This is a genomic window from Paracoccus fistulariae, from assembly GCF_028553785.1.
Lineage (GTDB): Bacteria > Pseudomonadota > Alphaproteobacteria > Rhodobacterales > Rhodobacteraceae > Paracoccus > Paracoccus fistulariae.
The window spans coordinates 1,217,566-1,230,513 of the sequence record NZ_CP067136.1 but is presented as its reverse complement, the minus strand read 5'-3'; the positions used below and the strand labels follow the sequence as shown (position 1 = coordinate 1,230,513).

Here is a 12,948-nt window from a genome sequence, read left to right as displayed (position 1 = left end):
ACCGCGGCGCAGGGCGCATCCGCGCAATTAATGGTCGTGGTAACGCTTGCGCTGCGGTGCGGCATCGCTAACATGCCCGCGACATCGAGGGAGACAGGCATGTTTCAGAAAATTCTGATCGCCAACCGTGGTGAAATCGCCATTCGCGTCATGCGCGCGGCCAATGAGTTGGGCAAGAAGACAGTCGCCATTTATGCCGAAGAGGATAAGCTGGGTCTGCACCGCTTCAAGGCGGATGAGGCCTACCGTATCGGCGAAGGGCTTGGGCCGGTCGCGGCCTATCTCTCGATCCCCGAGATCATCCGGGTCGCAAAGGAAAGCGGCGCCGATGCCATCCATCCGGGCTATGGCCTGCTGTCGGAAAATCCCGAATTCGTGGATGCCTGCGCCAAGGCGGGCATCACCTTCATTGGCCCGCGCGCGGAAACCATGCGCGCCCTTGGCGACAAGGCCAGCGCCCGCAAGGTCGCCATCGAGGCAGGCGTCCCGGTCATTCCGGCGACCGAGGTGCTGGGCGATGATTTCGAGGCCATCAAGGTGGAAGCGGCCGAGATCGGCTATCCGCTGATGCTGAAAGCCAGCTGGGGTGGCGGCGGTCGCGGCATGCGCCCGATCAATGGCCCGGAAGAACTGGTCGAAAAGGTCCGCGAAGGTCGGCGCGAGGCCGAGGCCGCCTTTGGCAATGGCGAAGGTTATCTGGAAAAGATGATCATCCGCGCGCGCCACGTCGAGGTTCAGTTGCTGGGCGATACGCATGGCGGTCTCTATCACCTTTACGAACGCGATTGCACCGTTCAGCGCCGCAATCAGAAGGTGGTCGAGCGTGCGCCCGCCCCCTATCTGACCGAGGAACAGCGCGCCGAAGTCTGCGGCCTGGCGCTGAAGATCGGGCAGGCTGTCGGCTATCAGAATGCGGGTACCGTCGAATTCCTTATGGATATGGAAACCGGCAATTTCTATTTCATCGAGGTCAATCCCCGCGTGCAGGTGGAACATACCGTCACCGAAGAGGTGACCGGCATCGACATCGTGCAGGCCCAGATCCGCATCGCCGAGGGCGCCACGCTGGCCGAAGCGACCGGCGTTGCCGATCAGCAGGGCATCACCCTGTCCGGCCATGCGCTGCAATGCCGGGTCACGACCGAGGATCCGCAGAACAATTTCATCCCCGATTATGGCCGCATCACCGCCTATCGCAGCGCGACCGGGATGGGGATCCGTCTGGATGGCGGCACGGCCTATTCGGGCGGGGTGATCACCCGCTATTACGATTCGCTTCTGGTCAAGGTCACCGCCTGGGCGCAAACCCCGGATCAGGCGATCAAGCGGATGGACCGCGCGCTGCGCGAATTCCGCGTGCGCGGTGTCAGCACGAATATCGATTTCGTTATCAACCTGCTGAAACACCCGACTTTTCTGGATGACACCTATACGACGAAATTCATCGACACGACGCCGGATCTGTTCAGCTTCAAGAAGCGTCAGGACCGGGCGACCAAGATCCTGACCTATCTGGCCGATATCACCGTCAACGGCCATCCCGAAACCGCGGGCCGCACGCTGCCGCCCGCGCAGGCCCGCCGCCCGGAACCGCCCACGCCCTTGGCCGATCCGGCACCCGGCACGCGGCAGTTGCTGGAGGAAAAAGGCGCGCAGGCCGTGGTGGACTGGCTGGCGCAGCAAAAGCAGCTGCTGATTACCGACACGACCATGCGCGACGGGCATCAGTCCTTGCTGGCCACGCGCATGCGCTCGATCGACATGATCCGGGTGGCGCCAAGCTATGCCGCCAATCTGCCGCAGCTGTTCAGCGTGGAATGCTGGGGCGGGGCGACCTTCGACGTGGCCTATCGCTTTTTGCAGGAATGCCCGTGGCAGCGCCTGCGCGATATTCGCAGCCATATGCCGAACCTGATGACACAGATGCTGCTGCGGGCCTCGAACGGGGTGGGTTATACGAATTATCCCGATAATGTGGTGGTGTCCTTTGTCGATCAGGCGGCAAAGACCGGCGTCGATGTGTTCCGGGTCTTTGACAGCCTGAACTGGGTCGAGAATATGCGCGTCGCCATGGATGCGGTGCTGGAGACCGGAAAGATCTGCGAAGGTACGGTCTGCTATACCGGCGATATGCTGGACCCGGACCGGGCCAAATACGATCTGAAATACTATGTCGGCATGGCGCGCGAATTGCGCGATGCGGGGGCGCATCTTCTGGGCCTGAAAGACATGGCGGGCCTGCTGAAGCCGCCGGCGGCGCGGCAATTGATCCGCACGCTGAAAGAAGAGGTCGGTCTGCCCGTCCATTTCCACACCCATGACACCAGCGGCATGGGCGGCGCCACCATCCTTGCCGCGACCGAGGCGGGCGTCGATGTCGTCGATTGCGCCATGGATGCGCTGTCGGGCAATACCAGCCAGCCGACCATGGGCAGCGTGGTCGAGGCGCTGGCAGGCACCGATCGCGATACCGGGCTGGATATCGGCGCGATCCGCCAGATCTCGAACTACTGGGAACGGGTGCGCGAAAACTATGCCGCCTTCGAATCCGGCCTGCAGGCCCCCGCGTCCGAGGTCTATCTGCATGAAATGCCGGGCGGTCAGTTCACCAATCTCAAGGCGCAGGCGCGGTCCATGGGGCTGGAGGATCGCTGGCACGAGGTGGCGCAGGCCTATGCCGATGTGAACCGCATGTTCGGCGATATCGTGAAGGTGACGCCCTCGTCCAAGGTCGTGGGCGACATGGCCCTGATGATGGTGGCGCAGAACCTGACGCCCGAACAGGTGGCCGATCCTGCCGTCGATGTCAGCTTCCCGGATTCGGTGGTCGATATGATGCGCGGCAATCTGGGGCAGCCGCCCGGCGGCTGGCCCAAGGCGCTGCAAAAGAAGATCCTGAAGTCGGAAGAGCCGATGACCGATCGTCCGGGCGCTCATCTGGAGCCCGTGGACCTTGAGGCGACGCGGGCGCGCCTGTCAAAGGAACTGGGCGACAAGCCGGTCGATGATGAGGATCTGAACGGCTATCTGATGTATCCCAAGGTCTTCACCGACTACATGTCGCGGCACGAGACCTATGGTCCGGTCCGCACCCTGCCGACCCGCAACTTCTTTTACGGGATGGAGCCGGGGCAAGAGATCTCGGTCGAGATCGATCCCGGCAAGACGCTGGAAATCCGCTTGCAAACGCTGGGCGAAACCGACGATCAGGGCGATATCAAGGTCTTTTTCGAACTGAACGGCCAGCCGCGCAGCGTGCGAGTGCCCAATCGCAAGGCCACCAATGTCGCGGCCGCCCGTGCCAAGGCCGATCCGGCCGATCCCGGCCATATCGGTGCGCCGATGCCGGGTGTGGTGGCCTCGGTCGCGGTCACGCAGGGGCAGGCGGTCAAGCAGGGTGACCTGCTGCTGACCATCGAGGCGATGAAGATGGAAACCGGCCTGCATGCCGACCGCGACGGCACGGTAAAGGCGGTCCATGTCACGCCGGGCGCCCAGATCGACGCCAAGGATCTGCTGATCGAGATCGAATAGGCCGGACGCCCCCGCACCAGACAGGCAGCCCCACGCGGGGCTGCCTTTTTAGGTCAAATCCCGCGCAGTTTCTGCCCCGCCGGTGGCAATGCGGGAAATCCTGACTATGTCATCCGGACAGAAAAAGAAGCCGAGGCAGTATGAGCAGTCACCAGACGATCGACCGGATCGGTCCGATCCTGTATTTTCGCGGATATGACGATGACGGGATGCGGCTGGCGGTGATGATCGTCCAGTCGCAGGATCTGCCTGCGCCCGCCCAGATCTCGACCGCGTCGGCGCAGGTTTTCCCGGCTTGCATCCAGACTGTCTCTGGCCTGAACTTCTGGCGCTACGACTTTGTTTTAGCGGTGGAAGAGGGCGGTTACCGTCTGGGCGACGACTGGCACGCCGTGGTCACGGATCTGTCCGGCGATCTTCGACTGGGCTTCGTGTCCTGCAATGGCGAGGAAAACGGCGATCTTGACCGCGAAAGCGATGAGCGCAACGTGATGTGGTCCCGTCTGGCGCGCGATCACGCCGAGGCGCCCTTTGCGCTGCTGTTGCAGGGTGGCGATCAGGTTTATGCCGATGAGGCGACCAAGGATCACCCGCTGAGCGAGGATTGGCCGGAACACGCGCCCGACGATCCCGACCCCGGGGCGCTGGCCGATCTGCGTCGCCATCTGCAGGACCGCTTTGCCGAGCGCTATATGCGCGTGCTGTCGGCCAGCGCCTGCGCCGGAATTTTCGCCACGGTCCCCACGCTGTGCATCTGGGACGATCACGACATCTGCGATGGCTGGGGATCCTTGCCGCGCGAGCTGACCGAATCGCAGGTCGGGCAGGCGGTCTTTTCCGTCGCGCGGCAGATGTATCTGCTGTTTCAGCATGGCGGGACCGAGGCCGATATCCCCGATCTGTTCTGGGATCCCACCGGGCAGAATTTGGGCTGGCAGTATCAGCTGCCCGGATTGACCATCTTTGCGCCCGATCTGCGATCCGAGCGCGGTCGCAACAATGTCATGGGTCCGGCCGGCTGGAAGGCGGTCGAGGCGCTGCAGCCCAAGGACGGGCACACGATCATGGTGTCCAGCGTGCCCCTGTTGGGGCCACGCCTGTCGCTGCTGGAATCGGTGATGATGGCGATTCCGCGCATGCAACATTACGAGGACGACCTGCGCGACCAGTGGCAAAGCCATGCCCATCGCGCCGAATGGCGCCGCATGCTGACCGAGGTTCTGCGCCTGCGCGACAGCGGCCCGGTGACGGTGGTGTCAGGAGAGATCCATCTGGCCACGCGGGCCGAGATGGCACCGTCGGACCTGTTGGTGAACCAGCTTGTGGCATCTGGCATTTCGCATCGGGCGCCGCCGCGCGCCTATGCCCGTGCTCTGGGCCTGTTCGCCGGTCTGGGCGAGGCGCCCTTGCCCGGCCATCCGATCCGGATAAAGCCGCTGCCCGGGCAGAAGCATCGCTATATCGCGGAACGAAACTTCCTGACCCTGCAGCGCCGCTCCGGCAGGTGGAGCGCGCAATGGTCGCTGGAAGACAGCGGCGTCACACCGGCCCTGCCGCTGGATTAACCGGTCGCGATCAGGGCGATCGGGCCGCGCCAATATTGTGACAGCCTTTCGGCGGCCTGCCATGCCCGCAACCCCGAGCGGCAGCACATCACCGTGCGGCAGATCGGCTTCAGCTTCGGCCCGACCTCTTCCACCGTCATGCGCAGAAAGTGGTCCCGCAGCGGCGGGCCTTCATCCGCGGTCCGCAGGTCGATCAACAGGTCGGAATCGCGCAGGTCGGATGGGCTGATAAAGCGGTGCGTGACCTCTGGCTCGGGGGTGCCGTGAAAGCTGAACCTGCCAAAACGGCCCCGCCCGGCATCATAGCTGACCACGCGGCCAAGGGGCGAGGGTGACAGCCTCGTCAGATGGGCAATCGCCATTTCCGCCTGCAGGCAGCCGATCACGCCCACCACCGGGCCGATCACCCCGCTTTGCGCGCAATTTCCCGCGCGGCCCGGCAGATCGGGGAAGACCGCCCGCAACGAGGGCGCGCCCCCGCAGAAACCGCCCGCATAGCCGCTGCGCCCAAGCGCCGAGGCAGAGATCAGCGCCTGACCCGTCTCCATCGCGTGATCGGACAGGGTATAGCTGACGGCAAAACTGTCGGCGCAGTCCAGGATCAGGTCGCAACCAGTTGAAAAATCGTCGATATTTCTTGGATCAAGCCGCGCGGTAACAGGCTCGATCCGGCAATCCGGGTTCAGATCCTTCAGCGCGCCGACCGCCGCCAGAACCTTGGGCAGGCCAAGGTCGAACATGCGAAACAGGGTTTGACGATGCAGGTTGCTTTCCTCGACCACATCCGGATCGATCAGCCGGATATGCCCGACCCCGGCCCCGGCCAGATAGGGCAGCAGGGGCGCCGATAATCCCCCCGCGCCGACGACCAGAACCGTGCTGCTGGCAAGGCGGTTCTGGGCGGACTGGCTCATGCCCTCGACGGCAAGCTGTCTGTCATAGCGGCTCATCGCGTGGCCTCGATCCAGTCGCGGATCCGCTGTTCGGGATCGGCGTTCAGGGTGATATCAGTGACGACGGAAACGATATCCGCCCCCGCGCCGAATGCCAGCGGCGCGCGCGCAACCGACAGCCCGCCGATGGCAACCAGCGGAATATTGCCGGTCAGCCTGCGCCATTCACGCAGCCGCCCCAGGCCCTGCTGGTGCCATTTCATCTTTTTCAGGATCGTCGGCCAGACCGGGCCAAGCGCCACGTAATCCGGCGACAGGCAAAGCGCGCGGTCCAGTTCGGCATGGTCATGGGTCGAGACGCCAAGCCGCAGCCCGGCGCGCCGGATGGCGCCAAGATCGGCGTCGTCCAGATCCTCTTGCCCCAGATGCAACCAGTCGCAGCCCAGATCGATGGCCAGTTGCCAGTGATCGTTGATCACCAGCGTCGCCCCGGCCGCGCGGCACAGCTGCTGGCTGGTCTGGATCATGCTGCGAAGTTCATGCGTCGGGCTGTCCTTGATCCGCATCTGCACCAGTTTCACGCCCAGAGGCAGGGCGCGGCGCAGCCAGTCGGGGTGATCGAAGATCGGATAGAAGCGATCCAGCATCAGGCAAGCTCTGCCAGACCGATGACCGGGGTCGAGGGCCGGGCCATGTCCCGCGCGGGCATCGGATCGGCGGCATGGGCCAATGCGCCAGCCTCGATGGCGCGGGCAAAGGCGGTGGCCATGGCGACAGGATCGCCGGCCTTGGCGACGGCGGTGTTCAGCAGCACGGCGTCAAACCCCATTTCCAATGCGGCAGCGGCGTGGCTGGGCAGGCCGATGCCCGCGTCGATCACCATCGGAATCTCGGGGAACTGCGCCCGCAGGATGCGCAACCCGTAAGGGTTGTTCAGGCCAAGCCCGGTTCCGATGGGCGCGCCCCAGGGCATCAGTACCCGGCAGCCCGCATCCAACAGCCGTTCCGCCAGCACGCAATCCTCGGTCATATAGGGAAAGACCTTGAACCCGTCGCCGGTCAGGATCCGTGCGGCCTCGACCAGACCGAAAGGGTCGGGGTTCAGCCTGTCGGGATGGCCGATCACCTCAAGCTTGATCCAGTCGGTGGCAAAGACCTCGCGCGCCATATGGGCGGTGGTGACGGCCTCTCGCACGCTGTGGCAGCCTGCGGTATTGGGCAGGACGGCCACGCCCAGATCGCGGATCATCTGCCAGAACCCATCCCCCGCACCGCCCGCACCTTCGCGGCGCAAGGAGACGGTGGCGACGCCTGCACCGGATTGGCGAAAGGCATCCGCCATGATCCGGGGCGAGGGGTATTGCGCCGTGCCCAGCATCAGCCGGGAGGCGATCTCGGTGTCATAGAAGACCGGCATCTCAGCCCCCCTGCATCGGGGCAAGAACCTCGATCCGGTCGCCCTCGGTCAGGATCGTGTCGCCGCGTGATGCTGCAGGTACGAAAGTTTCATTGACCGCCGTTGCGATGCGGGCGCCGGCATAGCCAAGCTCGGCCAGCGCGTCGGCAAGGGCGCTTGCCGCGATCTCCTTCGGTTCACCATTCACCGTGATCTTCATCCATTACCTCGGGTTTTTCGTGATCCAGCAGCAGATTTGCGACCATCTGCGCCACGGCTGGCGCAAGCAGAAATCCGTGCCGGAACAATCCATTGACAAATAATCTTCCATCTTTTCGACGGATATGGGGCAGGTTGTCGGGGAAGGCCGGGCGGGCATCCGCGCCCAGTTCCAGCACCTGCGCCTCGGCAAAGGCCGGGTCCAGCGCATAGGCGGCGTTCAGCAGTTCCACGACCGATCGCAGCCGCGCCGGGCCGCGATCCTGGCTTTCGATCTGGGTCGCGCCCAGCATGTAGACGCCGTCGCCGCGCGGCACGACATAGATCGGATGGCGCGGGTGCAGCAGGCGGACCGGGCGGCTGATCTGCACCTCGGGCGCGTGAAGCAGCGCCATCTCGCCACGGACGCCGCGCAGGTCTGGCAGGTGATCGGCCGCGGCCAGACCCCGGCAATCGATGATCCGCCCGCGCGGCGCGGCGTGACCGACCTTGACCCCCGCCCGTGACAGACCGTCCTGCAGGGCGGTCAGGGCCTGGCGCGGATCGATATGGGCTTCGGTGTCGAAGAACAGGCTGCGGTCAAAGCGATGGGCCAGCGTCGGTTCAATCTCGGACAGGCAATCGCTGTTCAGCCAGCTATGGCCAGAGGTGCGCCGGGCAAAGCGGTCAAGCTCGGCCCGGTCCCGTCCCAGGGTCAGCACCAGCGACCCGCGCCGCGTGACCTGTGCGCCTACGCTTTCCCACCATGTCGCGGCCTGCTGGCCCAGCCGCGTCACCGGTTCCTCGGCCGTTTCGCCTTCACAGAAGGGGGCCAGCATGCCGCCCGCCCACCAGGAACAGCCATGCGCGCCCGGTCCGCCTGCCGGGTCAATCACCTCCACATGGGCACCGCGATGGACCAGTTCGGCGGCGACGGTCAGACCGGCGACCCCCGCGCCCAGGACCGAGAATAGCTGGCTCATGCCCAGATCTCGTGAAAATGATGCACCGGGCCATGCCCCTGACCGATCTGCAGCCGGTCCGCCGCCCGGATCGCGCCCTGCAGCCAGCCATGGGCCGCTGCCACCGCCTGCACCAGCCCGCGCCCCTTGGCCAGTTCCGAGGCGATGGCCGATGACAGCGAACAGCCCGTCCCATGGGTGTTGGGGCTGTCGATCCGTGGCGCCTCGAAGGCCTGCACGCCATCGGCGCTCAGCAGCCAGTCGGTGCAGACCGGCCCCGCCGCATGTCCGCCCTTCATCAGCACGGCCCGCGCCCCCATGCCCATCAGCGCGCGCCCCTGATCGCGGATCTGTTCCGCCGTTTTGGCAACCGGCGCGTTCAGCAGGCAGGCGGCCTCGGGCAGGTTCGGCGTCAGCAACGTCGCCTGACCCAGCAATTGCCCGCGCAGGACCGCGACCGCATCCGGGTCCAGCAGCGCGTCGCCGGATTTTGCGATCATCACCGGGTCCAGCACCACGGGGATGTCCTGTTCCGACAGCAGTTGCGCGACACCCTGCGCGATGGGGGCAGAGCCCAGCATGCCGATCTTGATGGCATCGGTGCCGATATCCTGCAAAACCGCGCGGATCTGCGCCTGCACAAGCGCGGGCGACAGCAGTTCGACCGCCTGCACGGCCTGCGTATTCTGGGCCGTGATCGCGGTGATCGCCGTGCTGGCATAGACCCCGCGCGCCGAGGCGGTCTTCAGATCGGCCTGAATGCCCGCACCGCCGCCGCTGTCGGATCCTGCGATGATCAAAAGCCTTGCCGTGCCGCGCATACGTCCTCCGCTTGGGCAGGTGACGTAAGGGCAGGGTGAAAGCGCGCCGTTTCGGGCAAGGCCAATCTCCGTTCCCTACGCCGGCATTGCCCGGATCAGGTTCGATGGGTCGGCGCGATGCCTCTCAGCCCCGGAACGGGGCACCCCAACGGAATGGCCAGACACTATCCGCAGCATCAGGGGGGTGCAAGGTGAACTTATCGTTCCAGTATCAGCCTGTCGCCTTCAAAGCTGACACGGGCGAAGGTGCGCAGATAGGACATGCCCAGAAGCGATCCGTCCAGATCGCCACCGATCACCCAGGCCCTGACATTGCGGTCGACGATATCGCCGATGGCCAGCTCTTCCAGGGTCACGGGCGCGGTCTGCACCTCGCCATTCGCGGTCAGGGCAGAGCCGATATAGGCCAGATCGTCGGGGTCGATCCCGACCCTGCGGGCGTCATCGGGCCCAAGCGCGATGGTCGAGGCGCCGGTATCGACCATGAAACGGATCGTCTCGCCATTGACCTGCGCGTCAAGCCGGAAATGCCCGTCGCGCCCGGCCGGGATCTCGATTCGGCCATCGGCCAGCACCTGCTGTCGCGACATGCCGCCATCGTCCCACATCTTCGCCACCAGCGTGACACCGGCGAAGATCACCACCCACAGCGCCAGTTGCCGCCGCGCCTTGCTGCCGCGGCCCGACAGCTCGAACAGCAGGGCGCCGCCGATCACGACCAGCAGCAGCGCATAATAGACAAGCTGCATCGTGTCATCGGTGGGCATCGCTGTGATCCTGATACTGGCTGAAACATGTCTGGCGCGCCGAAAATGAACAGCAAAACCCCGCTTGTCCATGACTGCCCGCCGAAAACAGGCTATAATTGTCGCGGTTTTGATCCTGACAGGCGGATGCGGCATGCCTTCGGGATCAGATGACGCAAGGGCGTGGCAATCGCGGGCAAATGCTGTCGGAAAGATCACGTAATAGAGCTTTGCAATTGCCGGTATGAGCGCATAAACCTGCAACCGCGGGCGTCCTGAACCGCCCGAAGAGGGAGCTTACCATGTTCAACAATATCGGCCTTCCCGGCCTTCTTCTGATCGCGGTCGTCGTTCTTGTCCTGTTTGGCCGGGGCAAGGTGTCGTCGCTGATGGGCGAGGTTGGAAAGGGCATTACCGCCTTCAAGAAGGGCGTGAATGACAGCAATAACGAAATCGAAAAGGCGGCAGACACGACCGGTGAGGTGCCGGGCGAGAAAGCCCGTGACGTGACGCCGCATACCACCGATCAGACCACCGACCGCAGCTAAGGCCACAGCATGTTCGACATCGGCTGGACCGAGCTTTTGCTGATTGGCGTGGTCGCGCTGATCGTTGTCGGTCCAAAGGATCTGCCCCATCTGTTCCACTCGCTGGGCCGGTTCACGGCCAAGGCGCGCGGCATGGCGCGCGAATTTACCTCGGCCATGGACGAGGCGGCGCGCGGATCCGGCCTGGATGAGGCGGCCAAGACGCTGAACGATGTCAAATCGCTGACATCGAAGAAATCCCTGGGTCTGGATGCGCTGGATCGCGCGGCCGACAAGTTCGAGAAATGGGATCCGAAGATTCCCACGTCGCGCAGCAACGCTCCGGTCGATCCGAATGCGCCGCAGCGCGCGACCGACGCCCCGCCGCCGCCCGCAGATCCGCAGCCGGAGGCGCAGGCGCAGGTCGCCGCGCAGCCGGGATCGCGCAGGCTGCATGCCGTGCGGCGCAGTGACAGGAAAGACAACTGAATTGGCCTCTACGCCCCTCCAGGATGATGAGCTTGACGACAGCTCGGCCCCGCTGATCGAGCATCTGGCCGAGCTGCGGACGCGGATCATGTGGTCGCTGGCGGCGTTCATCGTCGCCATGGTGCTGTGCTACACCGTCTGGCAGCCGATCTATAACATCCTGACGCAGCCGATCTGTGCTGCGCTTGAGGCGCGAGGCCAGAATTGCCAGTTGCAGATCATCAAGCTGCAAGAGGGCTTCTTTACCGCCATCAACATTTCTTTCTTCGGCGGCTTCGCGCTGTCCTTTCCGGTCATCGCCCACCAGCTTTGGCGCTTTGTCGCGCCCGGCCTGTACCGGTCCGAAAAGGCGGCCTTTCTGCCCTTCCTGCTGGCCTCGCCCCTGATGTTCGCGCTTGGCGCGACATTCGCCTATTACATCATCCTGCCAATGGCTTATGACTTCTTCCTCAGCTTCCAGCAGGCCCCGGTGGTGGCGACGACGGATGAGGTGACAACCACCGACAGCGTGGCGGGCATCGCCTTCCAGGGCTCGATGCAGGAATATCTGAGCCTGACGATCAAGTTCATCCTGGCCTTCGGGCTCAGCTTTCAATTGCCGGTGCTGCTGACGCTGATGGGCAAGGCGGGGCTGGTTTCGGCGAACGGTCTGGCCTCGGTGCGTCGTTATGCGGTGGTGGCGATCCTGGCGCTGGCCGCGGTCGCGACCCCGCCGGACGTGATCTCCCAGATCATCCTGTTCACGGTGGTTTTCGCGCTTTACGAAGTCTCGATCCACCTGATCCGCCGCATCGAAAAGCGCCGCGAGGCCGAGATGCGCGCAGCGGGCACCTGGGTCGAGGATGAGGACGAAGGTCAGGCATGAACCCGTCAGACCTGAGCGCGCCATTGGAGCGGATCGCAGCCGCGCTTGAACGGCTTGCGCCCGCGCCCGCGCCGCTTCCCCGGTTCACAGAGGCCGAGGCCTATGTCTGGCACCCCGATCCCGACCGCCTTGAGCCGGTCGAAACGGTGGCGCGGGTGGATCTTGCGCAGTTGATCGGCATTGACCGGGCCAAGGACACGCTGCTGGCCAATACGCTGCAATTCGCCCGCGGTTACGGCGCCAATAACGCGCTTCTCTGGGGCGCGCGCGGGATGGGAAAATCCTCATTGGTGAAGGCGGTTCATGCCGAGGCCGTGGCGCAGGGCCTGCCGCTTGTTCTGGTGGAAATCGCGCGCGAGGATCTGGATAGCGTCGGACGGCTTCTGGCAATTCTGGGCCGCGCTGCGGACCGGCGTTTCCTGCTGTTTTCGGATGATCTTTCGTTCAGCCATGACGACACGCAGTATAAATCGCTCAAGGCGGTGCTGGATGGCGGCATCAGCGGTCGGCCTGCCAATGTGATTCTCTATGCGACCTCGAACCGCCGTCATCTGATGCCGCGCGACATGATCGAGAACGAACGCTCGACCGCGATCCATCCCGGCGAAGCGGTCGAGGAAAAGGTCTCGCTATCGGACAGGTTCGGGCTTTGGCTGGGCTTTCACAGCTGTTCGCAGGACGAATATCTGGCCATGGTCGCGGGCTATTGCGATGCCTATGGACTTGAAATTGCAGGTGAAAAACTGCGGGCCGAGGCGATTGAATGGCAGGCGACCCGTGGCGGTCGTTCTGGCCGCGTTGCCTGGCAGTTCTTTACCGATCTGGCGGGACGGCAGGGCGTCTCGGTCTGAAAAATTAACTTAAATTATCGGAAATGGGCGGAATTTCGCCTATCCCCTTTGTGGGATATTCATTTGTCTATGTAAAATCATATTGTTGCGGCAAAATTTTA

Annotated in this window: 13 protein-coding genes and 1 riboswitch; of the genes, 6 read left to right on the top strand and 7 right to left on the bottom strand. The window is 64.1% G+C overall.

The features are described 5' to 3' along the window. Window positions 1-99 precede the first annotated feature (99 nt). A complete protein-coding gene (locus tag JHX87_RS06100; RefSeq protein ID WP_271883233.1) occupies window positions 100-3,534 on the top strand; it encodes a pyruvate carboxylase in 3,435 nt (1,144 codons plus the stop codon). A gap of 140 nt (window positions 3,535-3,674) precedes the next feature. After that, window positions 3,675-5,099 (top strand): alkaline phosphatase D family protein, encoded by a 1,425-nt coding sequence (locus JHX87_RS06095; protein ID WP_271883232.1) that lies wholly within the window; start codon window positions 3,675-3,677, stop codon window positions 5,097-5,099. Here the strand turns inward: JHX87_RS06095 and JHX87_RS06090 are convergent. From JHX87_RS06090 to JHX87_RS06060, 7 genes are all read right to left on the bottom strand, one after another. Continuing rightward, window positions 5,096-6,049: a HesA/MoeB/ThiF family protein gene (locus JHX87_RS06090; RefSeq protein ID WP_271883231.1), complete on the bottom strand. Its 954-nt coding sequence runs from the start codon at window positions 6,047-6,049 to the stop codon at window positions 5,096-5,098. The two genes, JHX87_RS06095 and JHX87_RS06090, sit on opposite strands and share 4 nt — an antisense overlap. Further along, window positions 6,046-6,642, bottom strand: coding sequence for a thiamine phosphate synthase (locus tag JHX87_RS06085; protein ID WP_271883472.1), 597 nt, complete (start codon window positions 6,640-6,642; stop codon window positions 6,046-6,048). Before JHX87_RS06085 ends, JHX87_RS06090 begins: the two co-directional genes overlap by 4 nt. Further along, a complete protein-coding gene (locus JHX87_RS06080; protein WP_271883230.1) occupies window positions 6,639-7,409 on the bottom strand; it encodes a thiazole synthase in 771 nt (256 codons plus the stop codon). Before JHX87_RS06080 ends, JHX87_RS06085 begins: the two co-directional genes overlap by 4 nt. A gap of 1 nt (window position 7,410) precedes the next feature. Further along, a complete protein-coding gene (gene thiS / locus JHX87_RS06075; RefSeq protein ID WP_271883228.1) occupies window positions 7,411-7,608 on the bottom strand; it encodes a sulfur carrier protein ThiS in 198 nt (65 codons plus the stop codon). Then, window positions 7,586-8,569 carry an FAD-dependent oxidoreductase gene (locus JHX87_RS06070; RefSeq protein WP_271883226.1) on the bottom strand — a complete coding sequence of 328 codons (984 nt, stop codon included), beginning with the start codon at window positions 8,567-8,569 and terminating at the stop codon, window positions 7,586-7,588. Before JHX87_RS06070 ends, thiS begins: the two co-directional genes overlap by 23 nt. Continuing rightward, window positions 8,566-9,369: a bifunctional hydroxymethylpyrimidine kinase/phosphomethylpyrimidine kinase gene (gene thiD / locus JHX87_RS06065; RefSeq protein WP_271883224.1), complete on the bottom strand. Its 804-nt coding sequence runs from the start codon at window positions 9,367-9,369 to the stop codon at window positions 8,566-8,568. Before thiD ends, JHX87_RS06070 begins: the two co-directional genes overlap by 4 nt. 55 nt (window positions 9,370-9,424) lie before the next feature. Further along, a riboswitch (TPP riboswitch) is annotated at window positions 9,425-9,527 on the bottom strand. A 39-nt stretch (window positions 9,528-9,566) separates the two neighbouring features. Further along, a complete protein-coding gene (locus JHX87_RS06060; RefSeq protein ID WP_271883222.1) occupies window positions 9,567-10,136 on the bottom strand; it encodes a retropepsin-like aspartic protease family protein in 570 nt (189 codons plus the stop codon). A 281-nt stretch (window positions 10,137-10,417) separates the two neighbouring features. Here JHX87_RS06060 and JHX87_RS06055 point away from each other — a divergent pair, with 281 nt between their 5' ends. The 4 genes from JHX87_RS06055 to JHX87_RS06040 are packed head-to-tail and all read left to right on the top strand — an operon-like array spanning window position 10,418 to window position 12,847. After that, on the top strand, window positions 10,418-10,663 hold the full coding sequence (locus JHX87_RS06055; RefSeq protein WP_271883220.1) for a twin-arginine translocase TatA/TatE family subunit: 246 nt from the start codon (window positions 10,418-10,420) through the stop codon (window positions 10,661-10,663). A 9-nt stretch (window positions 10,664-10,672) separates the two neighbouring features. Then, window positions 10,673-11,131, top strand: a complete 459-nt coding sequence (gene tatB, locus JHX87_RS06050; RefSeq protein ID WP_271883218.1) for a Sec-independent protein translocase protein TatB — start codon at window positions 10,673-10,675, stop codon at window positions 11,129-11,131. A 1-nt stretch (window position 11,132) separates the two neighbouring features. Further along, complete coding sequence (tatC, locus tag JHX87_RS06045; RefSeq protein ID WP_271883216.1) at window positions 11,133-11,996, top strand: twin-arginine translocase subunit TatC; 864 nt, start codon at window positions 11,133-11,135, stop codon at window positions 11,994-11,996. Then, the gene (locus tag JHX87_RS06040; RefSeq protein WP_271883214.1) at window positions 11,993-12,847 is read left to right on the top strand and encodes an ATP-binding protein; all 855 of its coding nucleotides are present in this window, start codon (window positions 11,993-11,995) and stop codon (window positions 12,845-12,847) included. Before tatC ends, JHX87_RS06040 begins: the two co-directional genes overlap by 4 nt. Window positions 12,848-12,948 lie beyond the last annotated feature (101 nt).